21 protein-coding genes are annotated in these 24,907 nt (G+C 72.3%); 11 read left to right on the top strand and 10 right to left on the bottom strand.

Features of this window, described 5'->3' with window-relative positions; translation table 11 throughout:
- Positions 1-115: 115 nt before the first annotated feature.
- Positions 116-538: a DUF3052 domain-containing protein gene (locus ACFVZW_RS20970; RefSeq protein WP_137989507.1), complete on the bottom strand. Its 423-nt coding sequence runs from the start codon at positions 536-538 to the stop codon at positions 116-118.
- A 400-nt stretch (positions 539-938) separates the two neighbouring features.
- Between ACFVZW_RS20970 and aceE the strand changes: the two genes are divergently transcribed.
- Entirely contained in the window at positions 939-3,671 is a 2,733-nt protein-coding gene (gene aceE / locus ACFVZW_RS20965; protein WP_384523367.1) for a pyruvate dehydrogenase (acetyl-transferring), homodimeric type, read from the top strand.
- A gap of 66 nt (positions 3,672-3,737) precedes the next feature.
- Positions 3,738-4,577, top strand: a complete 840-nt coding sequence (locus tag ACFVZW_RS20960) for a potassium channel family protein (RefSeq protein WP_384523365.1) — start codon at positions 3,738-3,740, stop codon at positions 4,575-4,577.
- Here the strand turns inward: ACFVZW_RS20960 and ACFVZW_RS20955 are convergent.
- Both ACFVZW_RS20955 and ACFVZW_RS20950 read right to left on the bottom strand, forming a co-directional pair.
- A complete protein-coding gene (locus ACFVZW_RS20955; RefSeq protein WP_384523363.1) occupies positions 4,558-5,040 on the bottom strand; it encodes a peptidase inhibitor family I36 protein in 483 nt (160 codons plus the stop codon). The two genes, ACFVZW_RS20960 and ACFVZW_RS20955, sit on opposite strands and share 20 nt — an antisense overlap.
- 152 nt (positions 5,041-5,192) lie before the next feature.
- The gene (locus ACFVZW_RS20950) at positions 5,193-6,815 is read right to left on the bottom strand and encodes an MFS transporter (protein WP_384523361.1); all 1,623 of its coding nucleotides are present in this window, start codon (positions 6,813-6,815) and stop codon (positions 5,193-5,195) included.
- Positions 6,816-6,941: 126 nt separating this feature from the next.
- Here ACFVZW_RS20950 and ACFVZW_RS20945 point away from each other — a divergent pair, with 126 nt between their 5' ends.
- The 7 genes from ACFVZW_RS20945 to ACFVZW_RS20915 all read left to right on the top strand — a co-directional run bounded on the left by ACFVZW_RS20945 (position 6,942) and on the right by ACFVZW_RS20915 (position 14,910).
- Positions 6,942-7,574: a TetR/AcrR family transcriptional regulator gene (locus tag ACFVZW_RS20945; RefSeq protein WP_384523359.1), complete on the top strand. Its 633-nt coding sequence runs from the start codon at positions 6,942-6,944 to the stop codon at positions 7,572-7,574.
- A gap of 229 nt (positions 7,575-7,803) precedes the next feature.
- On the top strand, positions 7,804-9,015 hold the full coding sequence (locus tag ACFVZW_RS20940) for an alpha/beta hydrolase (RefSeq protein WP_384523357.1): 1,212 nt from the start codon (positions 7,804-7,806) through the stop codon (positions 9,013-9,015).
- Between the two features lie 74 nt (positions 9,016-9,089).
- On the top strand, positions 9,090-9,953 hold the full coding sequence (locus ACFVZW_RS20935) for a DUF4429 domain-containing protein (protein WP_384523355.1): 864 nt from the start codon (positions 9,090-9,092) through the stop codon (positions 9,951-9,953).
- A 275-nt stretch (positions 9,954-10,228) separates the two neighbouring features.
- Positions 10,229-11,494 (top strand): sensor histidine kinase, encoded by a 1,266-nt coding sequence (locus tag ACFVZW_RS20930; RefSeq protein ID WP_384523380.1) that lies wholly within the window; start codon positions 10,229-10,231, stop codon positions 11,492-11,494.
- On the top strand, positions 11,491-12,177 hold the full coding sequence (locus ACFVZW_RS20925) for a response regulator (protein WP_384523353.1): 687 nt from the start codon (positions 11,491-11,493) through the stop codon (positions 12,175-12,177). Before ACFVZW_RS20930 ends, ACFVZW_RS20925 begins: the two co-directional genes overlap by 4 nt.
- Before the next feature lie 559 nt (positions 12,178-12,736).
- Positions 12,737-13,717, top strand: a complete 981-nt coding sequence (locus ACFVZW_RS20920) for an alpha/beta hydrolase (RefSeq protein WP_384523351.1) — start codon at positions 12,737-12,739, stop codon at positions 13,715-13,717.
- Positions 13,714-14,910 (top strand): acyltransferase, encoded by a 1,197-nt coding sequence (locus ACFVZW_RS20915; RefSeq protein ID WP_384523349.1) that lies wholly within the window; start codon positions 13,714-13,716, stop codon positions 14,908-14,910. The genes ACFVZW_RS20920 and ACFVZW_RS20915 overlap by 4 nt, the downstream gene beginning before the upstream one ends.
- 55 nt (positions 14,911-14,965) lie before the next feature.
- Here ACFVZW_RS20915 and ACFVZW_RS20910 read toward each other — a convergent pair whose 3' ends face one another.
- On the bottom strand, positions 14,966-15,982 hold the full coding sequence (locus ACFVZW_RS20910) for an aldo/keto reductase (RefSeq protein WP_384523347.1): 1,017 nt from the start codon (positions 15,980-15,982) through the stop codon (positions 14,966-14,968).
- A complete protein-coding gene (locus tag ACFVZW_RS20905; RefSeq protein ID WP_384523345.1) occupies positions 15,979-16,383 on the bottom strand; it encodes a MerR family transcriptional regulator in 405 nt (134 codons plus the stop codon). The genes ACFVZW_RS20910 and ACFVZW_RS20905 overlap by 4 nt, the downstream gene beginning before the upstream one ends.
- A 52-nt stretch (positions 16,384-16,435) precedes the next feature.
- Here ACFVZW_RS20905 and ACFVZW_RS20900 point away from each other — a divergent pair, with 52 nt between their 5' ends.
- Positions 16,436-17,257 carry a serine hydrolase domain-containing protein gene (locus tag ACFVZW_RS20900; RefSeq protein WP_384523343.1) on the top strand — a complete coding sequence of 274 codons (822 nt, stop codon included), beginning with the start codon at positions 16,436-16,438 and terminating at the stop codon, positions 17,255-17,257.
- 56 nt (positions 17,258-17,313) lie between these two features.
- Here ACFVZW_RS20900 and ACFVZW_RS20895 read toward each other — a convergent pair whose 3' ends face one another.
- From ACFVZW_RS20895 to ACFVZW_RS20875, 5 genes are all read right to left on the bottom strand, one after another.
- The gene (locus tag ACFVZW_RS20895; RefSeq protein ID WP_384523341.1) at positions 17,314-18,066 is read right to left on the bottom strand and encodes a hypothetical protein; all 753 of its coding nucleotides are present in this window, start codon (positions 18,064-18,066) and stop codon (positions 17,314-17,316) included.
- Positions 18,063-19,481 carry an ATP-binding protein gene (locus ACFVZW_RS20890; protein ID WP_384523339.1) on the bottom strand — a complete coding sequence of 473 codons (1,419 nt, stop codon included), beginning with the start codon at positions 19,479-19,481 and terminating at the stop codon, positions 18,063-18,065. The genes ACFVZW_RS20895 and ACFVZW_RS20890 overlap by 4 nt, the downstream gene beginning before the upstream one ends.
- Before the next feature lie 26 nt (positions 19,482-19,507).
- Positions 19,508-20,191, bottom strand: coding sequence for a response regulator (locus ACFVZW_RS20885; RefSeq protein ID WP_384523337.1), 684 nt, complete (start codon positions 20,189-20,191; stop codon positions 19,508-19,510).
- A gap of 67 nt (positions 20,192-20,258) precedes the next feature.
- The gene (gene murJ / locus ACFVZW_RS20880; protein ID WP_384523335.1) at positions 20,259-21,899 is read right to left on the bottom strand and encodes a murein biosynthesis integral membrane protein MurJ; all 1,641 of its coding nucleotides are present in this window, start codon (positions 21,897-21,899) and stop codon (positions 20,259-20,261) included.
- The gene (locus ACFVZW_RS20875; RefSeq protein WP_384523333.1) at positions 21,896-23,074 is read right to left on the bottom strand and encodes a lipid II:glycine glycyltransferase FemX; all 1,179 of its coding nucleotides are present in this window, start codon (positions 23,072-23,074) and stop codon (positions 21,896-21,898) included. The genes murJ and ACFVZW_RS20875 overlap by 4 nt, the downstream gene beginning before the upstream one ends.
- 190 nt (positions 23,075-23,264) lie before the next feature.
- Between ACFVZW_RS20875 and ACFVZW_RS20870 the strand changes: the two genes are divergently transcribed.
- Positions 23,265-24,461, top strand: coding sequence for an Ig-like domain-containing protein (locus ACFVZW_RS20870; protein ID WP_384523331.1), 1,197 nt, complete (start codon positions 23,265-23,267; stop codon positions 24,459-24,461).
- Positions 24,462-24,907: the final 446 nt, after the last annotated feature.

The following is a 24,907-nucleotide window of genomic DNA, read 5'->3' as shown; positions in this document are numbered from 1 at the left end:
GGGGCGCGAGTGGGCTGCCCGGGGGGGGGCAGGCGGGGGGGGGCGTGGGGGCGGGGGGTGATCTGGTCCCCCCCCCCCGCGGGCGGGGCCGCGGGGGGCTCCTGCTGCTTGGGGATCAGCGCTTGGGGGCGACCAGTCGGCTGCCCGACCAGTCCTTGGCCACGCTGATGCTCTTGGTCTGGGAGAAGCCGGCGGTCTGCGCGGCGTCACTGATGTCGCTGGGCTCGACGTAGCCGTCTCGGCCCGTCTTCGGCGTCAGCAGCCAAACGACCCCGCCGTCCTCCAGCAGGCCAATGGCATCGACCAGGGAGTCCGTCAGATCTCCGTCCTCGTCGCGGAACCAGAGCACGACGGCGTCAGCGACGTCGTCGTAGTCCTCGTCAGCGAGGTCCGACCCGATGATGGACTCGATGCCTTCGCGGAGATCGAAATCGACGTCGTCGTCGTAACCGATCTCCTGGACCACCTGTCCGGGCTCGAACCCCAGCCTCGCTGCCGGGTTGGTCCGCTCCTCCGCGTGGTCCGCGGTCGCGCTCACGGCTTGCCTCCTGATCATGTATCGGAAAATGCTTCGGCCACGTGCGTACGCGCGGCGCTGGCCGTAGTCCACACGGGCTGGGCGGATCGCGCAAGTACCCGGCCCCCGAGACCGCCGAAACGGTGACGTTTGGGGCCGTCTCGCCGCATCTTCCGGTCCGGTTCCACTTCGCTCCGTGACATAGCGCACACGCTTCGTCCCACTTTGCGTTCTTCCGCGGCTTCAGTCTGCCGAACGCGGTGACGAAACGCATGCGCGGGTTGGGCGTAAGGTTGCGATTTGACCCAACCAGGCGCCCAGCGGGGGTTACCCCTCGGTAGAGATGACGTTTGACACCGACGGGGTACACGATGGACATCCCGGCCTTCCCGTGGGCTCCACCGAACAGCGAAGGAACAGCGTGGCTTCCGGATCCGATCGCAACCCGATCATCATTGGCGGCCTTCCCAGCCAGGTCCCGGACTTCGATCCCGAAGAGACCCAGGAATGGCTCGACTCCCTCGACGCCGCCGTCGACGAGCGGGGCCGTGAGCGAGCCCGCTACCTGATGCTCCGCCTGATCGAGCGGGCCCGCGAGAAGCGCGTGGCCGTGCCCGAGATGCGCAGCACGGACTACGTCAACACGATCGCGACCAGGGACGAGCCCTTCTTCCCCGGCAACGAGGAGATCGAGCGCAAGGTCCTCAACGCGACCCGCTGGAACGCGGCCGTGATGGTCTCGCGCGCCCAGCGCCCCGGCATCGGGGTCGGCGGCCACATCGCCACCTTCGCCTCCTCCGCCTCGCTGTACGACGTCGGCTTCAACCACTTCTTCCGAGGCAAGGACGAGGGCGACGGCGGCGACCAGATCTTCTTCCAGGGCCACGCCTCCCCCGGCATCTACGCCCGCGCCTACCTCCTCGACCGGCTCAACGAGACGCAGCTCGACGCCTTCCGCCAGGAGAAGTCGAAATTCCCGAACGGGCTCTCCTCGTACCCGCACCCGCGGCTGATGCCGGACTTCTGGGAGTTCCCGACCGTCTCGATGGGTCTCGGCCCGCTCGGCGCGATCTACCAGGCCCGGATGAACCGCTACATGGAGGCGCGCGGCATCGCCGACACCTCCAAGTCGCACGTCTGGGCGTTCCTCGGCGACGGCGAGATGGACGAGCCGGAGTCGCTCGGCCAGCTGTCCATCGCCGCCCGCGAGGGCCTGGACAACCTGACCTTCGTCGTCAACTGCAACCTGCAGCGGCTCGACGGCCCGGTGCGCGGCAACGGCAAGATCATCCAGGAGCTGGAGTCGCAGTTCCGCGGCGCCGGCTGGAACGTCATCAAGCTGATCTGGGACCGCTCCTGGGACCCGCTGCTCGCCCAGGACCGCGACGGCATCCTGGTCAACAAGCTGAACACCACGCCCGACGGCCAGTTCCAGACGTACGCGACGGAGACCGGCGCGTACATCCGCGACCACTTCTTCGGCGACGACCAGCGGCTGCGCTCGATGGTCGAGTCCATGTCGGACCACCAGATCCTGCACCTGGGCCGTGGCGGCCACGACCACAAGAAGATCTTCGCGGCCTTCGCGGCGGCCAAGGCCCACAAGGGCCAGCCGACCGTGGTGCTCGCGCAGACCGTCAAGGGCTGGACGCTGGGCCCGAACTTCGAGGGCCGCAACGCGACCCACCAGATGAAGAAGCTGACGGTCGACGACCTCAAGCGCTTCCGCGACCGGCTGCACATCCCGATCACGGACGCGCAGCTGGAGGGCGGTCTGCCGCCGTACTACCACCCGGGCCGGAACTCCGAGGAGATCCAGTACATGCACGACCGCCGCAAGGCGCTCGGCGGGTACGTCCCGACGCGTGTCGTGCGCGCGAAGCCGCTGGTCCTGCCCGAGGAGAAGACCTACGCCCCGGTGAAGAAGGGCTCCGGCCAGCAGTCGATCGCCACCACGATGGCGTTCGTCCGGCTGCTGAAGGACCTGATGCGGGACAAGGAGATCGGCAAGCGGTTCGTGCTGATCGCGCCGGACGAGTACCGCACGTTCGGCATGGACTCGTTCTTCCCGAGCGCCAAGATCTACAACCCGCTGGGCCAGCAGTACGAAGCCGTGGACCGCGAGCTGCTGCTCGCGTACAAGGAGTCCCCGACCGGCCAGATGCTGCACGACGGCATCTCCGAGGCCGGCTGCACGGCCTCGCTGATCGCGGCGGGTTCCGCCTACGCCACGCACGGCGAGCCGCTGATCCCGGTCTATGTCTTCTACTCGATGTTCGGTTTCCAGCGGACCGGCGACCAGTTCTGGCAGATGTCCGACCAGCTCGCGCGCGGCTTCGTGCTCGGTGCGACCGCCGGCCGTACGACGCTGACCGGTGAGGGCCTCCAGCATGCGGACGGCCACTCGCACCTGCTGGCCTCGACGAACCCGGGCTGTGTCGCCTACGACCCGGCCTTCGGCTTCGAGATCGCGCACATCGTCCAGGACGGCCTGAAGCGGATGTACGGCCCGGACGCCGAGGACATCTTCTACTACCTGACCGTCTACAACGAGCCGATCCAGCACCCGGCCGAGCCCGAGAACGTCGACGCCGAGGGCATCCTCAAGGGCATCTACCGCTACAAGGCGGGCGAGGCCGGCGCGATCCCCGCGCAGATCATGGCCTCCGGTGTCGCCGTGCCATGGGCGGTCGAGGCGCAGCGGATCCTCGCCGAGGAGTGGAACGTACGGGCCGACGTCTGGTCCGCGACGTCCTGGAACGAGCTGCGCCGCGAGGCCGTCGAGGTCGACCGGCACAACCTGCTCCACCCGGACGAGGAGCAGCGCGTCCCGTACGTGACGCGGAAGCTGGCCTCGGCCCAGGGCCCGTTCGTCGCCGTCTCCGACTGGATGCGCTCCGTTCCTGACCAGATCTCCCGCTGGGTGCCGGGCACCTACACCTCGCTGGGCGCGGACGGCTTCGGCTTCGCGGACACGCGGGGTGCGGCCCGTCGGTTCTTCCACATCGACGCCCAGTCGATCGTGCTCGCCGTCCTCACCGAGCTCGCCCGCGAGGGCAAGGTCGACCGGTCGGTCCTGAAGCAGGCCGTGGACCGCTACCAGCTGCTCGACGTGGCGGCCGCGGACCCGGGCCCCGCCGGAGGCGACGCGTAACGGCACATCCGTGTGGCCCGGGTGCGAGGGCGAATGGGCCCCCGCACCCGCCATACGATTCCCGGCATGAAGGAACGCTGGGAGAAGCGCACCCAGACGCCACTGCTGGTCCTGGCAGTGGCGTTCGGCATTGCGTACGCCATTCCGATCGTGGCGCCGGATGCCGATCGCCGGGTCCATGAGCTGTGTCTGGCCATGGAGTGGGTGGTGTGGGGTGCGTTCGCCGTCGACTACGCCGTACGGCTGACGCTGGCCCCGGCAAAGTGGCAGTTCGTCCGCGGACATCCGCTCGACCTCCTCGCTGTCCTGCTCCCGCTCGTGCAGCCGCTGCGGCTGCTGCGACTGGTCTCCACGCTCCTTCTGGTGGGCCGCCGGGCCCGGATGGCCCCGCAGATAACGCTCACCACCTACGTGGCGGGCGCGGTGGTCGGGCTGCTGATGTTCGGCTCGCTGGCCGTGCTGCACGTGGAGCGCACGGCTCCGAACGGCAACATCAAGACGCTCGGCGACGCGGTGTGGTGGTCGTTCACCACGATGACGACCGTCGGCTACGGCGACCACGCCCCGACCACGGGTCTCGGCCGCGTCCTCGCCGTGGGCCTGATGCTCTCGGGGATCGCCCTGCTCGGTGTGGTGACCGCCAACATCGCGGCCTGGTTCATCTCCCGCTTCGAGCGTGACGACGCGCAGGACCGCCGGCAGACGGAACTCCTGGAGGCCCTGACCCGGGAGGTCCAGGAGCTGCGTGGCGAGGTCGCGCGGCTCTCCGCGCCGGCCTCGGTGCCAGGCCCCGCGTCGAGCCCCGCGTCGGCCTCGGTGCCGGCCGCCGCGCCGGGCCCCGCGCCGGCTTCCTCGACGGCCTCGGTGCCGCCGCAGGGCGAGGTCCCTACCTCTCCCAGATCTTGAAGGCTCTGACCTGGTACGGACTCTGGGGCACCCAGGTCCCGCGCCCGGGATAGGTCTCGAACTCCCCGGTCTCGGCGCACTCCGCGGACTGGTAGGTCGTGACCGGCCGCCCGGTGCGGTTGGCGAGCGCCTGGGCGCTCGCGCCCGGCGGCAGGGCGACACAGCTCTCGATGTCCGTGTCGGCCAGCTCGTGCGTCCATCCCGTGCCCCGGAAGTCCGCCCTGGGCCACAGGCACAACTGACCGGGCGCACAGGCCCCGAGCTTGGGCGGCGGAGCGGCCTGAGCCGACGAGGCGGCCTGCGCCGGGTGAGCCGCCTGAGGTGCGGCCGCCACGGGAAGGGCGGGCAGGGCGGTGAGCAAGGTGGCCGCCAGTACGGCCAGAACGACGCGCTGGAGTGCGTGGCGGCCTACGCGGTGGTGTGTGTGATGGCGGACCTGACAGCTGACGTGCTTCGTGTACATATCGGTGAACCCCCCGATTCCGTAACTCTCTGTAATCAGAACTCTGACGGAGATCACAGCGCGTTGGGAAGGGGCCAAAGGTCGGTTCACCCGAAGAGGTGACAGCCCCGCCGGACCTGGTCCGGCGGGGCTGTCGTTTCACCAGGCGGATGTCAGATGTGGGCGCCGCCCGAACCCGCCTCCGCGTTCGCGCCGCGCTTGGTGAGCGTGGCGACGCCGGCCGCGATGACGGCGACGACACCGGCGACGGTGAAGGCCAGGCCCATGCCGTCCATGAAGGTGTCATGGATGACGCCGCCGATCCGGTCGAGCAGGTCCGGGGTCATGCCGGGCGCCTTCGCGAGCTCCGGCGGGACCATGCCGAACTCGGCGGCCTGCTCCAGACCGGGCGCGGGCGGGCCCGGGATTCCGGCGGCCGTCCAGTTCCCCGCGAACTCGCCGGAGACCTTGGAGGACATGACCGCGCCGAGCACGGCCGTACCGAGCGCGCCGCCGACCTGCATCGCGGCCTGCTGCAGTCCGCCCGCGACGCCGGAGAGCTCCAGCGGGGCGTTGCCGACGATCACCTCGGTGGCGCCGACCATGACCGGCGCGAGACCCAGGCCGAGCAGGGCGAACCAGAGGGACATCGCGAGCGTCCCGGTGCCCTCGGTGAGCGTGATCATGCCGAACATCGCGGCCGCGGTGCACACCATGCCGCCGACCAGCGGGATCCGCGGGCCGAACCTGGTGATCAGCGCACCCGCCAGCGGCGAGGAGACGATCATCATCGCGGTCAGCGGCAGCAGGTGGAGTCCGGCGTCGATCGGGCCGAGCCCCTTCACGCCCTGGAGGTAGAAGGTCACGAAGAACAGGCCGCCCATGAACGCGAAGGCCATCAGGACCATCAGGACCACACCGGCCGAGAGCGGCACGGAGCGGAACATCCCCAGCGGGATGAGCGGCTCCTTGACCTTGGCCTCCCACAGGGCGAAGAGCGCGAACAGCAGGATCGCGCCACCGATGCAGCCCCAGGTGTTGCCGCTCGCCCAGCCCCAGTCCGCACCGGCCTGGATGATGCCCCAGATGAGCGCGCCCATCGCGCCGGAGAGCAGCAGGATGCCGAGGACGTCGAAGGAGCGCGGGGCGTTCTCGGCGCGGTGGTCCTTGAGGATCACGAGGCCGAGCACCAGCGCGAGGACACCGACCGGCACGTTGATGAAGAAGACGGACTGCCAGCTGACGTGCTCGACGAGGAAGCCGCCGAGGATCGGGCCGCCCGCGGTGGAGGCACCGATGACCATGCCCCAGATGCCGATGGCCATGTTGAGCTTCTCAGCGGGGAACGTGGCTCGCAGCAGGCCGAGCGCCGCCGGCATCAGCAGGGCGCCGAAGAGGCCCTGCAGGACGCGGAAGGCGATCACGAACGCGATCGAGTCGGAGAGGCCGATCGCGCCCGAGGCGGCGGCGAAGCCGGCGATGCCTATCAGGAAGGTCTGGCGGTGGCCGAAGCGGTCACCGAGCTTGCCGGCCGTGATCAGGGCGACGGCGAGCGCCAGGAGATACCCGTTGGTGATCCACTGGAGCTGGTCGAGGGTGGCGCCGAGGTCGGCTTGGATGGCGGGGTTGGCGATGGCGACGATCGTGCCGTCGAGCGCGACCATCATCACGCCGACCGCCACGGCGAACAGCGTCAGCCAAGGGTGGCCTCGCAGGCCCTTCGCCGGAACCGGCGCGGGGCTCCGGTCACCCCCCTGACCCTGCGGGGCCTTTTCCACGGTGGTCTGACTAGTCATGCGGCTGAGGCTAATGTCAGTCGCTGACAATTGACAAAGCGATTCACGCGCCGGTAACTGTCACGTAGCTCACAGGTACCCTGAGCTGCACGAAGCCTTGGAAAGTGGCGAAAAGAGGGCCATGCGGTGACGGTTTCCGGTCTGCGGGAACGAAAGAAGCAGCGCACACGGGACGCGCTGCTGCGCGTCGCCCTCGAGCTGTTCACGACCCAGGGGTACGAGCAGACCACCGTCGACGAGATCGCCGACGCGGTCGAGGTCTCCCAGCGCACCTTCTTCCGCTACTTCTCCTCCAAGGAGGAGGCCGCCTTCGCCGTCCAGCAGATGGTGGAGGAACGCTTCGTCCAGGCGCTGGCCGAACGGCCCGCCGAGGAGGGCCCGCTCGACGCGATGCGCAACGCCGTCCTCGCGTCCTGGGACACCATCGGCGAGGCGATCATGGAGGTCGTCCCCCTCGAGCTGTATCTGCGGACCTTCCAGATGATCGAGTCGACGCCCGCGCTGCTCGCCGTCCACCTGCGCCGCTCCAGCGAGATGGAGGAGGCCATCGCCCGACTGATCGCCGAGCGCGAGGGCCTGGACGTCGACGAGGACCCGCGCCCACGGATCGCGGTGGCGGCGTTCAGCGGCGTCATGAAGGTGACCGGTCAGCTCTGGGGCCGGGGCCAGGACCCGACGCTGGAGGGGATGCGCGAGATGACCGAGTACTACCTGGACCACCTCGGCCCGGCTCTCGAACCGGAGTGGCGGAGCCGGTGACCGCGTAAGCATGGCGGAGCCGATGACTCCGTACGCGTGGCCCGAGGCGATGGGTCCTGACGCGACGTATGGCCCGAGGCGATGGGTCCTGACGCGCTGCGGAGCCGTTGAGTCCGGACGTGCGAGGCGTACGCCCCCGCGCACGGAACGTCACGACGCCCCACCTCACAGGTGATCCACGTCACTCGCCCGCCCGGTGCCCCGCACCCGTCTCCTAGGGTGTGGCGCAGTGACTTCCTTCGACTCCTCCCCCACCCTCACCGTCTGGCGCATGACGCTCGCGCTGGCCGTGGTGTTCGTGCTCCTCGCGACCACCGGCTGGACGACCATCCAGCATCAGCGCGGGCCAGGAGAGTCGCGGCAGGCCGCGCTCGCCTCCTGGCTGCACGGCAGGATCGGCCAACGGGCCCTGCCCGACCCGGCCGCCCCCGCCCGTACGATCGCCGCGTTCTTCGACTCGATAGGCCCCGCACAGGGCACCTTCCTCGCCGACGCGCACCCGCTCGTCGTCGGCAATCTCGACGGCGCCCCGGTCACCCTCCGCTACCGCGCCAACCGGCTCGCCCTCGCCCGCGCCCTCGATTCCGAGCGCGACAGGGTCGAGGACCCCAGGCTCAGCGCCGACGGCCGGCACGAGGCACTGCGACGCGCGCACCGCTTCACCTCGCTGATGCGTCAGGACCGCCAGATCCTCGCCTTCGACCCGACCGGCGGCGGCCGGACGGCCGAGGTGCTCGGCGATCTGGAGCGTGCGCGGCGGGTCTCGGTGATCGTGCCCGGCGTCGACACCAATCTGCTGACCTTCCAGAAGACCAGCCGCAGGTACACGGCTCCGGCGGGCATGGCGCAGTCGCTCTACGCCGCGCAACGCCGGGCCGCCCCAGAAAGCCGTACGGCCGTCATCGCCTGGGCGGACTACACGGCGCCCGTCGGCGTCGGCATCGACGCCGCGATGGGGCGTCTCGCCTCGGCGGGCGCGCTACGGCTCGTCGACATGACCGCCGCCCTGCCCGGCGCCTCCCGCGTCAGCCTCTTCTGCCACAGCTACGGCTCCGTGCTCTGCGGGGTCGCCGCCGCCCGGCTGCCCTCCCGGGTGACCGACGTGGCCGTCGCCGGAAGCCCCGGGATGCGGGTGGAACGCGCCGCCGAACTGTCCACCCGGGCCCGTGTGTGGGCGATGCGGGACGCGGACGACTGGATCCAGGACGTACCGCACCTCGCGGTCGGCGGGGTCGGGCACGGGGCGGACCCGGTGGAGCCGGAGTTCGGCGCGCGGCTGCTCTCGGCGGCCGGCGCGAGCGGCCACACCGGCTATTTCGAGCCGGGCACCGAGAGCCTCCGCAACTTCGCGGCGATAGGCGTTGGTGCGTACCAGAGCCTGGCCTGCGCGAGCGTCGACAGCGCCTGCCGCAACGGAATCTCCGGCGCGGAAGGCGTCTGACGCGCGTAGAGCACGGCAGTTCGGCCCCCCGCACAGGGGCGACGCGCGGGCGCACGCCGCATACGATGAGGCACATGGGTGATGTGCTGGCCGGAATTCATGCCACCTGGGAGTTCGAGAGCGACGCCGTCGTCATCCGCTTCGATCGGGGGATCCGCACACCGAAGCTGTTCCAGACGCTGCGTGAACGCCGTATCCCGCACGAGGCGTTGACGCAGGTGACGCTGGCCCCGGGCAAGCGGGGCACGGTCGTGCTGCATGCGGTGCCGAGACCGGGCGCCGATCCTCTGATGGAGGCGGCCGCGGGGCAGTTGAAGGAGGGGAGCGACCCGTACCGACTGGTGCTGCCGGCCGAGCGGGAGACGCTTGCGGAGTACTACCGGGACGAACTGCGGGCGATGCTCACGCCGGAGGACGGACTGTCGGACGGGCCGTCGGACGGCTTCCTCGTGGCGGCGCCGCAGGGGCCGCAGTCCTTCAAGGCGTACGACGGGAAGGCGAGCTTCGACGGTACGTCGCAGGTGTCGTTCCGCTGGTTCTGGACGGGTGCGTCCTCGGAGAAGTGGAAGGCGGGCGACCAGACCTTTCCGGTACGGGAGCTCAGCGGGGTCGAGTGGCGCTCGCCGGACGTCTTCGACGGGTACCTGCGCCTGCTGCCCCGGTCCGGGGAGCCCCGGCCGGCCCAGGCGGACCGCGACCCGGCGGCCGTCGTCTTCGGCCTCGGCTACGGCCCGGTCCACGAGTCCCTGCCGTTCGCCGCGGCGGTCCTGGCGGCGGTCCGCGGGGCGGGCCGGACGGCCGCGCTCCCGGAGGCGGAGCTGCGCGACCCGGCGGGGGTCGCGGAGCGGATCCGGCACCTGGGGGAGCTGCACTCGGCGGGTCTGGTGACGGACGAGGAGTTCTCGGCGAAGAAGGCGGAGTTGCTGGCGGAGCTGTGAGGGGGCGGCACTCGGGGCGGCGGCGGGCTCGCCCCTGAGTGGCCTCGGCAGGCACCGCCCCGGAGCGCGCGCTCGCCCTCGCCCTAGCCGTCGCCCCCGCCCCCGCCCCTCGCCCCTGCCCCTGCCCCTGCCCCTGCCCCTGCCCCTGCCGTCATACCCGGGTATCACCCCCCGACCGAGTCCTCGGTATGACGCCCCCCGGGTGTCCCGCTGCCTAACCTGGGCGGGCCATGAACAAGACACGCTCCCTCGGAGCCGACCGCCACGTCGCCCGGATGCTCGCACCCGTCCGAGGAGTGATGCGGTCCTTCGGTACCGCCCTCGCGACCCCGACGGAGCCGAGCGCCCCCTTGCTCGCCGATGCGCGTTCGCGCTGGCTGAGGATGCTCCCCTACGCCATCGCGGTCGCCTTCGTCGCCTCGCTGCTCCCCGTCACCGTCACGGTGCTCCTCAACGACTACCAGGTCAACGGCGCTCTCGCCGGTGCCCTCGCCACCGCCCAGACCGCGCCGCTGCTGCTCGCCGTGACCCGCCCGCTCCAGGCGTGGTGGATCATCGGCGTCGCCGATGTCGCCGGAGCGCTGGTGATGCTGGTCCCGGGCGGGGTCGACGGCCGCAGCTGGCCGTGGACGCCGATGATCGTGGTCGGCTACCTCGCCCTGATGCTCGCCCTCGGGCTGCGCGAACCGCGCCGGACCCTGCTCGGCGTGTGGCTGGCGACCGGGGCGGCCGGTTTCGTCCTCACCGCGGTCTCGCCGAAGAACGCCGACGGCATCCACATCCTCCTCTTCGTGCTGAGCGGAGGGATCCTGCTCCTCACCGCGGCGCTCCGCGAACGCGGGGACGCCGAGCGCCGCAGCGCCGCCGAACGGGCACGCAGCACCCTCCTCGAGGAGCGGGCCAGGATCGCGCGCGAGTTGCACGACGTCGTCGCCCACCACATGTCCGTGATCACGGTCCAGGCGGACTCGGCGCCGTACCGGATCCCCGACCTTCCGGAGGCGGCGCGCGAGGAGTTCACCTCGATCGCCGCGAGCGCGCGGGAGTCGCTCGCCGAGATGCGACGGCTTCTCGTGGTGCTGCGCAGCGAGGGCACGGAGGGCGAACGGGCCCCGCAGCCCGGCCTCGACCGGGTGCAGCAGCTGATCGAGGCGACGGTACGGGCGGGCGTACCGGCCGAGTTGTCGCTGGCGGCCGACCTCGGCGACGTACCGCAGGCGGTGGATCTGTCGGCGTACCGCATCGTGCAGGAGGCGCTGGCGAACGTGGTCCGGCACGCGCCGGGCGCCGAGACCCGGGTCTCGATCCGTTCGGACGACGGCTGGTTGACGGTCCTGGTCGTCAACGCCCCGGTCGCCGGACGCCATTCGCCCCTCGAGGGCGGGGACGGGACAGGACACGGGCTGATCGGGATGCGGGAGCGCGTACGGTTGACCGGCGGCACGCTGGACACCGGGCCGCTGCCGGACGGCGGCTTCCGGGTCGCGGCCCGGCTCCCGCTGACCTCGAAGACCCCGCTGACCTCGAAGGACGTGTCTTGACCATCCGCGTGAACATCGTCGACGACCAGGCCATGGTGCGGGCGGGGTTCGCCGCACTCCTCGCGGCGCAGGCCGACATCGACGTGGTGGGCGAGGCGCCGGACGGGAAGCAGGGCGTGGAGGTGGCGCGGTCGACGCACCCGGACGTGGTGCTGATGGACGTACGGATGCCGGAGATGGACGGGCTGGCGGCGGCGCGGGAGATCCTGAACCCGCCGGTGGGGGTCACGCACCTTCCGAAGGTGCTGATGCTGACCACCTTCGACGTGGACGACTACGTGTACGAGGCGCTGCGCGCGGGCGCGTCGGGCTTCCTCCTGAAGGACGCGCCGCCGGCCGATCTGATCGCGGCGGTACGGGTGGTGGCGGCGGGCGAGGCGCTGCTCGCGCCGTCGGTGACGCGCCGGCTGATCGCCGACTTCGCCGCGTCGAAGCCGGCGCCGCGGGCGGACCGGGCGGCGCTGCGTCTCAACGGTCTGACGCCGCGTGAGACGGAGGTCCTTGAGCTGATCGCGCGGGGGCTCTCGAACCAGGAGATCGCGGGGCGGCTGGTCCTGGCGGAACAGACGGTCAAGACGCACATCGGGCGCGTGCTGGCCAAGCTGGATCTGCGCGACCGGGCGCAGGCGGTGATCTTCGCGTACGAGTCGGGGCTGGTGACGCCGGGGGACGCGGGGCGCTGACGCGGACGGGGTCCACTGCGCGGACCTCTCCCCCACCCCGCCCCTTCCCGAAACCGGGGGCAGGCCCCCGGGCCCCCGGGGGCACTGCCGACTCGCATGGGTCGGGACCGGCCCCACCCGGCGGGAAGCCCGGGCAGGCCCGCGGGCCCCCACGCTCGGAGTGGCGGCTCGCGCCGCGCCGGCGCCCTCGCCTCCGGCGAGGCGGGGCGCTGTGCACGAGGGTGGTCGGTCTGCCGGCTCTGCCTTCGGGCTTCGCCGCCGCGGGCCCCTCCCTGAAGGCTCGCGGGGCGGTTCTGGGGGCGGGCGGGCCGCCGCGCAGGCCGCCCATGGGGCAGGCCGGATCCACCGTGCTTCCCCTGCACCCGCTGGGGGCAGCCCCTCCCCGACGCCCCCGCCCCACCGGGGGAAATCCCCACCCCTGGCCTGGTGCCTGCCCCTCGTCCACCCCCTACCCCGGTATCAGCGGGGAGTTGGCCCCCCGGTGTGACGTGTCGTCACCCGTCCTCTTCCTACCTTCCTCTCGCCACGGACGAGAGACACGAAGAGGGAGGGCCCCCACATGCGCCGCTACACGAGGACCTTGGTCGCCGCCGCGCTCGCCACGACGGTGATCGCCGGGACGGCCGGCTGGGCTTCCGCGAGTGGGCAGCAGGCCGTCACCGGGGCCCCGGTCGGCACGGAGGCCTGGCGGGCGGACGGACTGCCCGACCCGGAGCGGATTTCGCCCTCCCAAGTCGCCGCCTTCTTCCAGGGCCTGACGCCCGGTCGGCAGCAGGGGCTCGTCCGCGAGCACCCCTCCGTCGTCGGCAACCTCGACGGCGCTCCGCTGCGACTGCGGTACGAGGCGAACGCCCGTACCCTCGGCGCCCAGTACGCCGGACAGCAGGTCCTCGCCTCCGACCCGCGCGGCCGGGGCCAGATCGTCCTCGTCCACGGCGACCTGGCCCAGGCCGAGAGCGTGGCCGTGATCGTGCCCGGTTCGGACATCGACGCCGGGAACGTACGGCCGCTCACCGACATGGCCGAGGCCCTGCGCCGCGCCACGCACGGCCGCACCGCCGTCATCTCCTGGGCCGGCTACACCACCCCCGTCGGCGTCGGCCTCGACGCCGCCACCGGGGACCTCGCCGAAGCCGGCGCGGAGCGGCTGACCCGGCTGACCGACGGACTGGCCGCGACCGGAGTCCCCGCCCCGTCGGTCTTCTGCCACAGCTACGGCTCCGTCGTCTGCGGCCTGGCCGCCCAGGACCTCAAGGCCAAGGACCTCGTCGTCTTCGGCTCCCCCGGGATGCGCGCCGCGAACGTCGGGGATCTGCGCACCTCCGCCCGCGTGTGGGCCGCCAAGGACCCGTCCGACTGGATCGACAAGGTCCCGAACGTCTCGTTCGTGGGCCTCGGGCACGGCGAGGACCCCGCCGACCCCGCGTTCGGTGCCCGCCGCGTCCCCGCCGACGACGCCCGTGGCCACAACGGCTACTTCGCGCCCGGCACGCAGTCCCTCCGTACCTTCGCCGCCATCGCCCAGGGGGATGTCCGATGAACGCGCTCGTCGAACGCATCGAGGCCCGCACTCCCGTCCACCGCGACCGGGCGATCGACGGGCTGCGCGCCCTCGCTCTGCTCGCCGTGCCCACCGGGCACTGGCTGCTCGGCGGGTTCACGCTCTCCTCCGACGGGGCGATCCACAACGCCAGCCCGCTCGGCACCTTCGGCGGACTCGCCCCCGTCAGCTGGATCCTGCAGATGCTGGGGATCTTCTTCCTCGTCGGCGGCTACGCCTCGGTGCTCTCGTACCGGAAGCGGAAGGGCTCCACCGGCGACTGGCTCAAGGGGCGCCTGGCCCGGCTCGGCCGGCCCGTCCTCGGGGTCACGGCCGTCTGGGCGGTGCTGCTGCCGCTCCTCCACTACGGGTTCGGAGTGCCGGGCGACACGCTGCGGACGGCTTCCACGCTCGTGATCCAGCCGCTCTGGTTCGTCGGGGTGTACACGGTCGTCACGGCCCTGACCCCGCTGTGCGTGCGTGCCGCCCGCCGGGCGGGCGTGTGGGCGGCGGCCCCGCTGCTCGCCTCGGTCGCCGTCGTCGACTTCCTGCGCTACGGGCCGTACGCCGACGCCGTGCCGTCCTGGCTGAGCCTGCTCAACATCCTGCCCGGCTGGCTCTTCGCCTACCAGCTCGGTGTCTCCTGGGGCGAGGGCCGGGTCACCCGGCGGCACGCCTGGGGGCTGCTGCTCGGCGGCGCGGCGCTCTTCGCCGCCCTGCTGCTCGCCTTCGGCTACCCCGCGTCGATGGTCGGCGTCCCCGGCGAGGCCCGCACCAACTCCCACCCGCCGTCGCTGCTCGTCCTCGCCCTGGCCGCCGCGCAGAGCGGCGCGGCGATCCTGCTCCGCGACCGGCTCGGCAAGCTGCTGAAGCGGCCCGCGCTGTGGGCGCCGGTCGTCGTCGTCAACCTGTCCGCGATGACCATCCTGTGCTGGCACCAGACGGCGATGCTCGCCGCCGCGATCCCGGCCGCCTACGTCGGCGAGGTCCCGGGCCTGGTCGGCGCGCCCGACTCGGTGGGCTGGATCCTCGCCCGGCTGGCCTGGATGCCGCTGTTCGCGGGCCTGTTGGTCCTGATCGGCCGGTACGCCCGCGGCTTCGAGTCCCCGTGGACGGGTACGGGCCGCACCCGACGCACCGCGGCGGGCCTCCTCGCGGCGGGCTTCGCGGTCTTCGCCCTGGGACTGGCGTGAGGGGGGTGCCCCCGCGAGGGGGACACCCGGACGCCCCGGACGGGGACCCCTCCGGCTACTCCCGCGCCGCCGACGTGGACCTCATGTCCGGGTAGCGGTCCCCCGCAACCTGGGCCGCGATCGGCTCCAGCTCCGCCAGTTCCTGCTCGGTCAGGGTGATTCGGGTCGCCGCCGCGTTCTCCTCCAGGCGGGTGCGCTTGCGGGTGCCCGGGATCGGGACGACCGTCAGGCCGTGGACCGAGGCTCGCTGCTGGACCCACGCCAGGGCGATCTGGGCCGCCGACGCCCCGTGCGCCGCCGCGATCTTCTGGACCGGCTCCAGGAGCGCCGCGTTCTTCGCCGCGTTCTCGCCCGTGAAGCGGGGCTGGTACTGACGGTAGTCGCCGCCCGACAGGTCCTTCGACGCGTCCGCGAAGGCGCCCGTCAGGAAGCCCCGGCCCAGCGGGGAGTACGGCACGAAGGTCACGCCCAGCTCGGCCGCCGCGCCCACCGCGCTGCGCTCCACGTCGCGGGAGAAGAGGGACCACTCCGACTGGAGGGCGGCGATCGGGTGCACCGCGTACGCCTCGCGCAGCTCCGCGCCGGTCACCTCGCTCAGGCCGAGCTGCTTGACCTTGCCCTCCTGTACGAGCTCCGCCATCGCGCCGACCGACTCCGCGAGGGGGACCTCCGGGTCGCGCCGGTGCATGTAGTAGAGGTCGATCGTCTCGATGCCGAGGCGGCGCAGGCTCGCCTCCACGGCCTGGCGGATGTACGCGCGGTCGTTGCGGATCCCCCGGTGGTGCGGGTCGTCGGCGCGCCGCTCGATGGCGAACTTGGTGGCGAGGGTGATCTCGTCGCGGTGCGCGGCGACGAACGGCGCCAGGAACTCCTCGTTGGCGCCGCTGCCGTAGACGTCCGCGGTGTCGATCAGGGTGACGCCGGCCTCCAGGGCCGCGTCGAGGGTGTCGCGGGCGGCGGCCTCGTCGGTGTCGCCGTAGAACTCGCTGATGCCCATGGCCCCGAAGCCCTGGACGCCGATCTCGGGTCCGTCCTGGCCGCCGAGCCGTACGGTGTCGATCCTGGTGGTCATGAGGTCGTGCCTCCGCTTGTGGGTCCGCAGATGGTTCCGTAGTGCCCGATCTTGATGTCGAGCACGGCGAGCGCGTCCTGGAGCTCGGTGATCCGGGCGAGGACGTCCCGGCGGGTGCTCTCCAGGAGCTCGCGCCGTTCGTCCCGGGTGTGATCGCCCTCCCGCACCAGTTCCGCGTACCGCACCATCCCCGCGACCGGCATCCCGGTCAGCCGGAGCTTGCCGACGAACGCCAGCCAGTCCAGGTCGCGCTGGGAGAAGCGGCGCTGGCCGGTGTGCGAACGGTCGACGTGCGGCATCAGCCCGATCCGCTCGTACCAGCGCAGGGTGTGAGCCGACAGCCCGGTCAGGGCGGCCACCTCGCTGATGGTGTAGCGGGCGCTGCTCTCGATCACGCTCATGGCCTCCACGCTAGAACCCTAGAGTGCACTCGAAGCAAGTAGGCTCGGTCACATGTTCCTGCAGAGCCTGGCGATGATCGAGAACTGGCCCGTCCCCACCGCGGCAGCCGCCGTCGTGCGCGCGGACGGCACCCTGGCCGGGTCCCACGGCCCCACCGGACAGCGGTTCCCCCTCGCCTCCGTCACCAAGCCGCTGGCGGCCTACGCCGTCCTCGTCGCGTACGAGGAGGGGGCGATCGACCTCGACGAGCCCGCCGGGCCCGAGGGCGCGACCGTCCGCCATCTGCTGGCCCACACCTCGGGTCTGGCCTTCGACGAGCAGCGGATCATGGCCGCGCCGGGCACCCGCCGGATCTACTCCAACACCGGGTTCGAAGCGCTCGGCGACCATGTCGCCAAGGCGACGGACATCCCGTTCGCCGAGTATCTGCACCAGGCCGTCCTGGAGCCGCTGGGGATGACCTCGACGTCGCTGGAGGGCTCGCCCGCCAAGGACGGCGTCTCGACGGTCGACGACCTGGTGCGGTTCGCGGCGGAGGTGCAGGCGCCCCGGCTGCTCGACGCACGTACGGTCCTCGACGCGATGACGGTGACGTACCCCGGTCTGACCGGCATCCTGCCCGGCTACGGCCACCAGCGGCCGAACGACTGGGGACTCGGCTTCGAGATCCGGGACTCCAAGTCGCCGCACTGGACGGGGGCTTCGTCCTCGCCGCGTACGTTCGGGCACTTCGGGCAGTCGGGCACGTTCCTGTGGATCGACCCGGACGCGCGCGCCGCGTGCGTGGCGCTGACGGACCGGGCCTTCGGGCCGTGGGCGGTCGACGCATGGCCGCCGTTCACGGACGCGGTGCTCGCGGAGCTCAGGGCGTAGCGGAGCGCAGGTCGGGGCGTGGGTCGGGGCGGAACCAAGGCGTAGCGGCGCGGAGCTCAGGGCGTAGGCGTATGCCGCGGCGGGGGCGCCGTCGTGGAGGGCGTCGTGGCGCCCGAGGGGCCAGTGCCGCCCGTGCCCGTCCGACCCGTACCGTGCGTGGCGCTTTCCGTGTCGTCCGGGCCGTCGGACGCGTCCCTCACGGCGGAGCCGACCCGGACGTCGTCGCAGCGCTCGGCGGGGAGTGCGCCGCCCGGTCCCGTCAGGACGACGGACGCCAGGCCGTCGGTCTCCTCGTTGTAGGCGACCGTGCACACCAGCTGGCGGATCGCGGCACCGTCCAGTTCGCCGACACTGAAGGGGAGCCGGATCCGTAGCGTGCGCTCGCCGTTCACGTCGGTCGTGTCGGGCTCCGGCAGGATCTGCGGAATCTCCTTGTCCGTCCACCCGCCCGGCCCCGGCAGCCGGGTGGCGAGGCCGGCCGCCTTCTCCTCCTTGTTCGGGCCTTCCAGCAGCGCGGCGAGCGCCCTGGAGCCGACGATCCCGCTGCCGAGCGGGTAGGTGGGCGGCGGCTTGCCGAACGGCATCCGGTATTCCTCCCAGCCGTCGATCGGTCCGCCGATCTCGCGGGCGACCGGCATCAGCCTGCCGTCGGTGTCGACGTAGAAGAGCAGCATCCGGCCGCCTTCGCCCGGGGCGACCGCGACGGTCGCCGGTCCGCCGACCTCCACGACGTCGCTCTGCCGTATGCCGCAGCCCGCGAGCGCGAGCCCGCCCGCGACGAGCGCGCCGATTCGGATCGCGCGCCTCATCGCGGGATCCTCACCGTGAAGACGGCTCCGCCGTCGGGCTGGTTCGCGGCCGTGACGGTGCCGCCGTGCAGCCGGATGTTCTCCAGGGTGATGGCGAGGCCGAGTCCGCTTCCGGCGGAGCGGGCACGGGCCGGGTCCGCCTTGAAGAAGCGGTCGAACACGTGCGGCAGGGCCGCTTCGGCGATGCCCGGCCCCTGGTCGGCGACCTCGGTAACCAGCCAGTCGGCTTCGGCCCACATCCGCACGGTCACCGGCGGTGCGCCGTGCTTCAGCGCGTTGCCGACGAGGTTGGCCACGACGAGGTCGAAGCGGCGCGGGTCGAGCCGGGCGCGTACACCGACGGGCAGTTCGGCGCGGACGAGGGCGGGGTCGGTCCAGTGGCGGTGCTGGAGGGTCTTGCGGATGCTGTCGGCCGCGTCCACCTCGTCCACGTGGAGTTCGGCGGCGCGCGCGTCGAAGCGGGAGATCTCCATGAGGTCCTCCACGAGCACGGCGAGCTTGCCGGTCTCGGCGCTGATGAGCCGTACCGCCCTTGCCGTGTCGGTGTCGAGGCCGTCGGCGTCCTCGTCGAGGACCTCGGTGACGGCGAGCATCCCGGCGAGCGGCGTCCGCAGCTCGTGGGAGACGTCGGAGGCGAAGCGGCGCGCGCGGGCCTCGGCGTTCCGGAGCTCGACGACGGAACGTTCGAGCGCGGCGGCGGATTCGTTGAAGGCGTGGGCGAGGTCGGCGAGTTCGTCGCTGCCCTTGGCATGGATACGGGTGTCGAGCCGGCCGCGCCCCATGGAGTCGGCGGCGCGCCGCAGTTCCCGTACCGGCCGGAGCACGCTGCGGGCGGCGAGCAGGGCCGGGATCAGGGCGATGGCCAGGGCGGGCAGGGCTCCGTCGCGGGCGGCGAGGACCATCGCCTCGACGTTGGCCTCCTCCTCGTCGAGTTCCATGACGGCGTAGAGCACGACTCCGGTGCGGTGGACGGCGGTGGCCGGGGTGTGCGCCCTGAAGACGGTGGGGACGGCGATGGCGAGGTAGGGCTTGCCGTTCTTGACCACCCGCTGGAAGCTCCCGTGGGCGGAGTCCTTGGCGCGGGCGCGGAGTTCGGGCGTGATGACGGTGGATCTGGGGCGGTCGCCGGAGGAGACGCTGACGTTCCCGTACTCGGCGTAGACGCGCCAGGGGCGGGGCTTGCCCTGCCGGGCGATCCGGAGGAGGTCGCCGCGCAGGGACTCCGCCTTGAGCGGCAGGTCGACGCTGACGCTGTCCACCTGCTCGCGGAAGGCGGAGACGGCGGTGTTCTGGGCCTGTTCCAGGATGGCGTTGCGGGCGGCGCGGTAGGTGAGGGCGGCGGTGGTGCCGCAGCCGACGGCGGCGACGAGGAGGAAGGCGAGGACGAGCCGGGTGCGGAGCCCGAAGGGCCTCATGCGGCGTCGCAGGGCGCGGCGGCGGCTCACAGCGGCCCGAAGCGGTAGCCGAAGCCGCGCAGGGTCTGTATGTAGCGGGGGGCGCCGGGGGTGTCCTCGATCTTGTTGCGCAGGCGGCGGACGCAGGCGTCCACGAGGCGGGCGTCGCCGTGGTAGCTGTGCTCCCAGACGTGTTCGAGGAGCTGCTGACGGCTGAAGACCTGCTCGGGGGCGGCGGTCAGATGGAGCAGGAGCTTGAGTTCGGAGGGGGCGAGGGCGAGGCGCTCGCCGGACTTGGCGACGGTGAGGCCGACCCGGTCGATGGCGAGCTCGCCGTGGAACTCGACGGAGGGCCGCCCGGCGCCGGGCTCCTCGATCCGCCGGAGCACGGCCCGGATGCGGGCTTCGATGACCTCGGTACGGGCGGGCTTGACGATGTAGTCGTCGGCTCCGGCCTCCAGGCCGACGACGACGTCGAAGTCGTCGCCGCGGGCGGTGAGCATGATGATCGGCAGCTGGCTGGTCTCGCGGACCTGGCGGCAGACCTGGACGCCGTTCATGCCGGGCAGCATCAGGTCGAGCAGCAGCAGATCGGGCCGGAACTCCCCGAGCAGGGCGAGCCCGGCCTCCCCGGTCGCGGCGGTCCGCACCTCGTGCCCACGGCGCCGGAGCCCGAGTTCGACCCCTTCGCGGACGGAGGGGTCGTCTTCTATGAGGAGCACGCGAGGCATTCGAGCAGTATCCCAAGGTGGGTCGGAGGGCTCGCCCACCGGACAGGGGGGAGCGCGGGGAGGTGCGTCAGCGGCGTCGGGCGAGGGCGAGCAGGCGGTGGCTCGCGCCCGCCAGGAGGGCCTGTACCTCCGTGAGCTTGAGCGGGCGGGCCAGCAGGGCGAAGACCGCGAGGATGGTGAGGCCGCCGGCGGCGCCCGCCGCGGGTGCGCCCGCGGGGGCGGTCGCGTGGGCGACGAGCAGTCCGAGAGCGGCCGCTGGTACGGCCGCCACCAGCAGCCGCGCGAACGCGGACCCGGCCCGCTCCCGGCCCGTCTCGGTCCCGGCCAGTCGTCGGCGCAGCACGTACGCCGTCAGTGCCCAGCCCACCCACAGCGCCAGGGAGTACGCGGCCGCCACGCCCGCCACCGCCCACGTCGGCGGGAGGAGGGTGTACGCGGTCAGGGACAGGCCCGCGTTGAGGCCGGTGATCACCAGGTTCAGCAGGAACGGCGTGCGCGTGTCGCGCAGGGCGTACAAGGCGCGGGTGCAGACGTACTGGCCCGAGAAGGCGATCAGGCCCGGGGCGAAGGCCATCAGGATCCAGGCCATCGCCCGGACGTCGTCGGCGCCGGTGACGCCGTGCTCGAAGACGACGCTCATCACCGGCACCGCGAGCGCGAACAGCGCGCATGCCGCCGGTACGACGGCCGCCGCGCTGCTCCGGAGCGCGTACGAGACGTCCTTCCGCACCCCCGCCAGGTCGCCGTCCGCCGCCGCCCCGCTCATCCGGGGCAGCAGGGCGGTCATCAGGGAGACGGTGACGATGCCGTGCGGCACGGCCCACAGCAGATACGCGTTGTTGTACGCGGCGAAGCCGAAGCCCCCGCCCGCCCCCAGCTCCTCCGCCCGCGTCCCCGCGGCCGTCGCCAGCTTCGTCGTCACCCAGTACGCGGCCTGGTTGGTGAGGACGAGCAGCACCAGCCACCCGGCCGACCGCAGCGGTGTCGTGAGTCCGCTGCCCCGCCAGTCGAAGCGCGGGCGCCAGCGGAAGCCGGCCGCCCGCAGGGAGGGGAGGAGCGCGAGGGCCTGGACCGCGATGCCGGCCGTCGTGCCCCAGCCGAGCAGCGCCGTCTCCCGGCCGGTCAGCGCCCTGCCGTCGGCCGTCACCAGGTACAGCACGAAGACGGCGGTGACGACGACGTTGTTGAGGACCGGAGTCCACATCATCGCGCCGAACCTGCCCCGCGCGTTCAGCACCTGCCCGAGCAGGGTGAAGAGCCCCAGGAAGAAGATCTGCGGCAGGCAGTACCGGGCGAAGGCGACCGTCATCGACTCCTGGGCGCCGGTGTAGTCGGTGTACGCGTCGATGATGGCGGGCGCGGCGAGCACCGCGCCCACCGTCAGCGCGAGCAGCGCGAGGACGCAGACCGTCAGGAGACGGTCGGTGTAGGCGACGCCCCCGTCCTCGTGTTCCTTGGCCGCCTTGACCAGCTCGGGCACGAAGACGGCGTTGAGGGCTCCGCCCAGGAGCAGCATGTAGACGATGGTGGGGATCGAGTTGCCGACCGCGTACCCGTCGGCGATCCCTCCGATGCCGAGGGCCGCGGCGACGATCGCCGAGCGGACGAAGCCGGTGGCGCGCGAGACCAGCGATCCGGCGGCCATCAGCGCGCCGCTGCGCAGCATCGAGGGTGTGCGCGGCTTCGACTCCGTGAGCGTCGCCGTCATCGGCGGGCCAGATACGCCTGGAACGCCCGGTACAGCGCGTGGTTCGTCGTGCCGCCCAACGGTGTCTCCCACTCCCCCAGCGTCTCGACGGCCTGCCCGCCCGTGCCGAGCTTCCAGCGCAGCAGACCGTGGGCGCGGTCGTCCGGATCAAGAGTGGAGGGTATCCCGCGCATGTCGTAGACGTCGGCCCCGGCGGCGTGGGCGTCGAGCATCATGCGCCACTGCAGGGCGTTGGAGGGGCGCACCTCGCGGCGGTGGTCGGCGGAGGCGCCGGTCTGGTACCAGACCCGCCGCCCCACCGTGATCATCGTGTGGGCGGCGAGGGTCTCGCCCTCGTGGCGCGCGAGGTAGAGCCTCATCCGGCCGGGCTCCTCGGCGTTGAGGACCGCGTACTGCCGCTCGTAATAGGCGAGGGAGCGGCCGAGCCGGAAGCCGTCGCGCTGTTCGGTGATCCCCAGGAGCCGGTAGAACTCGGGCAGGTCGGCGGCCGAGCCGACGACGATCTCGACGCCGGACCTGCGGGCCTTGCGGACGTTGCGCCGCCACTCCTGGTTGAGGCCGTTCCAGAGGTCGTCCGTGGTGCGGTCGGCGAGCGGGACCCGGTAGACGTGCCGGGGCTGGGCGTCGGCGCCGTCGGAGTCGCTGGTTGAGTCGCCGCCGCAGCGGCGCCAGCCGCGGGAGCGGAGCCGTTCGGCGACGGCGGTGCCGAGGGGGTCGACGTCGTCGGCGAGGACGTCGGCGAGACGGCGGCCCGGCCCGGTGTGCGCCTTGAGGGTGCGGGCGTTCCAGCGGCGGAAGGCGGGCGAGGGCCCGATGCGTACGGCGAAGGCGCCGGCGGCCCTGAGGTGCTGGAGCAGCGGGGTGAGCCAGCCGTCCATGTCGGGGTCGGACCAGTCGGCGACGGGCCCTTCGGGGAGGTAGGCGAAGTACTTGCGGGTGCCGGGGAACGGGCGCAGCAGGACGAGGGCGACACCGGTGAGCGTGCCGTCTCCCGGCCCCCAGCCGAGGAACTGCGGACGCCAGCCGTCCTTGACGTCCGCCCAGGACGGCAGTTGGAGGAAGCTGGGGCCGTGCCCCGCGCCCGCCGTCGCGAGGAAGGTCCGGTACGCGTGGGGGGTGACGGGCTCCAGCCGGGTGGTCCGCGGGAGTGCGGCCGTCACGAGCAGGGCTGACACAACGTGAGCCTCCTTGTTCCGCCCCTCGGTCGTGGGGCGCACAGGAGCCTCACAGCGGTCCTTGACCGTGCCGCGCGTCGCGTGTGACCGGACGATGACCGTTTCTCTCCAGCCCTTGTCACAAAGCGTTCGGCGTGCTTTCGGCGGCCTACAGTCCGGGCATCCCACATCTTTTCCGGAGGCTTCCGTGATGTCCGTACGCACCCGTGCCCGCACCCGAATACGCCCGGCACTGGCGGCCCTTGCCCTCTGCGGCTCGCTTGCCGCCTGTTCGTCGGGGGCGGCGGGCGCGCCTCGCGCGACGGACGGTACGAAGGCCCCGGATGCCCCGGACGTGCCGGCAAAGGTGACCGTGGTGACCCCGGCGGCCGGGCGGACGGTGACCGTGACGGCCACCGGCGGCACCTTGACGACGGTGAAGGTCGTGGACACGGACGGCGGCGTGCTCGCGGGCCGTACCGCGACGGGCGGGGCGTCGTGGGTCTCGGACCGCAAGGCGGCGCCGGGCACGTCGTACCGCGTGGAGGCGACGGCCCGTACGGCCGGGGGCAAGCAGACGACGACCCGGTCGACGTTCTCGACGGCGAAGGCCGCGCAGGTCAACAAGGTGACGCTGGCGCCCGGGAAGAACAGCACGGTCGGGGTCGGCCATCCGCTCTCGATCGTCTTCGACCGGCCGGTGACCAACAAGGCGGACGTGGAGAAGCAGCTCAAGGTGACGACGTCGAACGGGACGGTCGGATCCTGGGGCTGGCTGAAGGACTGGTCGGGCAAGGACCGGGTGGACTGGCGGCCGCGGGAGTACTGGAAGCCGGGTACGAAGGTCACGCTGGACGCGACGCTCAACGGGACGGACTCGGGCGGGGGTTGGTTCGTGCGGGACTACCGCACGGGCTTCACGGTCGGGGGTGGGGCGCAGGTGGTGAAAGTCGACCTCGACCGGAAGAAGCTGGTGCTGGAGAGGGACGGGCGAGAGGTGCGCACGATTCCCGTGTCGGGCGGGACGCCCGGAGGCGACAAGCGGTCGTGGCGGGGGACGGCGGTGCTGATGGCGAAGGAGGGCACGATCAACATGAACTCGGAGACGGTCGGGCTCGGCGACGCCTACGACAAGATGGTCGACCACTCGATGCGGCTGACGTGGTCGGGCATGTACGCCCACGCGGCGCCGTGGAACGCGAAGTACTTCGGCCGCGCGAACCGCAGCTCCGGCTGCATCGGCATGAGCGACGCCGACGCGGCCTGGTTCTACGCCCAGGTCCGCCCGGGCGACCCCTTCGAGATCCGCGGCGCGGACACGAAGGGCACGGTGGCGGAGGGGAACGGCTACGGGGCGTGGAACGTGAGCTGGGAGGCATGGCGCGCGAAGAGCGCGGTGGGCCGCTGACGCGACGGGGAGCGGGGGCGGTGACTTCCGACGGGGAGCGGGGGCGGTGACTGCGGTGCGCGGGCCCGGCCGCCCGCCGGGGCGGCCGCGCGGGGGCGTGGGGGTACGTGCCCGGGGGCGTGAGTGTCCAAGCCCCCGGCGACGTGGAGGTTCATGCCCGGCAGGCTGGAGTTACGCGCCAGGCGGCGTGAGGACCGCGCCCTGGCCGCGCGGGGGTACGCGAGCCCGGCGGCGTGGGGGTACACGCCCGGGGGCGTGGGGGTACGCGAGCCCGGCGGCGTGAGGGCACGCGCCCGGGGGCGTGAGGGTACGCGAGCCCGGCGGCGTGAGGGCACGCGCCCGGGGCGTGGGGATACGCGAGCCCGGCGGCGTGAAGGCACGCGAGCCCCGCCGGGGCGGCCGCGCCGATGTCGCAGGGGGAGCACGCCCGCCCTGCCGGGCCGTGG

Origin of the sequence: Streptomyces sp. NPDC059567 (genome assembly GCF_042735655.1) — a bacterium.
Taxonomy (GTDB): domain Bacteria; phylum Actinomycetota; class Actinomycetes; order Streptomycetales; family Streptomycetaceae; genus Streptomyces.
The sequence above is the reverse complement of the archived record's forward strand: the minus strand, read 5'-3'. Positions and strand labels throughout refer to the sequence as shown.

Excerpts from the sequence above, each read along its gene's own strand:
- ACFVZW_RS20960 (WP_384523365.1), top strand. The coding sequence starts at position 3,738 with ATGAAGGAACGCTGGGAGAAGCGCACCCAGACGCCACTGCTGGTCCTG.
- ACFVZW_RS20955 (WP_384523363.1), bottom strand. The coding sequence starts at position 5,040 with ATGTACACGAAGCACGTCAGCTGTCAGGTCCGCCATCACACACACCAC.
- ACFVZW_RS20950 (WP_384523361.1), bottom strand. The coding sequence starts at position 6,815 with ATGACTAGTCAGACCACCGTGGAAAAGGCCCCGCAGGGTCAGGGGGGT.
- ACFVZW_RS20935 (WP_384523355.1), top strand. The coding sequence starts at position 9,090 with ATGGGTGATGTGCTGGCCGGAATTCATGCCACCTGGGAGTTCGAGAGC.
- ACFVZW_RS20930 (WP_384523380.1), top strand. The coding sequence starts at position 10,229 with ATGCTCGCACCCGTCCGAGGAGTGATGCGGTCCTTCGGTACCGCCCTC.
- ACFVZW_RS20920 (WP_384523351.1), top strand. The coding sequence starts at position 12,737 with ATGCGCCGCTACACGAGGACCTTGGTCGCCGCCGCGCTCGCCACGACG.
- ACFVZW_RS20915 (WP_384523349.1), top strand. The coding sequence starts at position 13,714 with ATGAACGCGCTCGTCGAACGCATCGAGGCCCGCACTCCCGTCCACCGC.
- ACFVZW_RS20910 (WP_384523347.1), bottom strand. The coding sequence starts at position 15,982 with ATGACCACCAGGATCGACACCGTACGGCTCGGCGGCCAGGACGGACCC.
- ACFVZW_RS20905 (WP_384523345.1), bottom strand. The coding sequence starts at position 16,383 with ATGAGCGTGATCGAGAGCAGCGCCCGCTACACCATCAGCGAGGTGGCC.
- ACFVZW_RS20900 (WP_384523343.1), top strand. The coding sequence starts at position 16,436 with ATGTTCCTGCAGAGCCTGGCGATGATCGAGAACTGGCCCGTCCCCACC.
- ACFVZW_RS20895 (WP_384523341.1), bottom strand. The coding sequence starts at position 18,066 with ATGAGGCGCGCGATCCGAATCGGCGCGCTCGTCGCGGGCGGGCTCGCG.
- ACFVZW_RS20890 (WP_384523339.1), bottom strand. The coding sequence starts at position 19,481 with ATGAGGCCCTTCGGGCTCCGCACCCGGCTCGTCCTCGCCTTCCTCCTC.
- ACFVZW_RS20885 (WP_384523337.1), bottom strand. The coding sequence starts at position 20,191 with ATGCCTCGCGTGCTCCTCATAGAAGACGACCCCTCCGTCCGCGAAGGG.
- murJ (WP_384523335.1), bottom strand. The coding sequence starts at position 21,899 with ATGACGGCGACGCTCACGGAGTCGAAGCCGCGCACACCCTCGATGCTG.
- ACFVZW_RS20870 (WP_384523331.1), top strand. The coding sequence starts at position 23,265 with ATGTCCGTACGCACCCGTGCCCGCACCCGAATACGCCCGGCACTGGCG.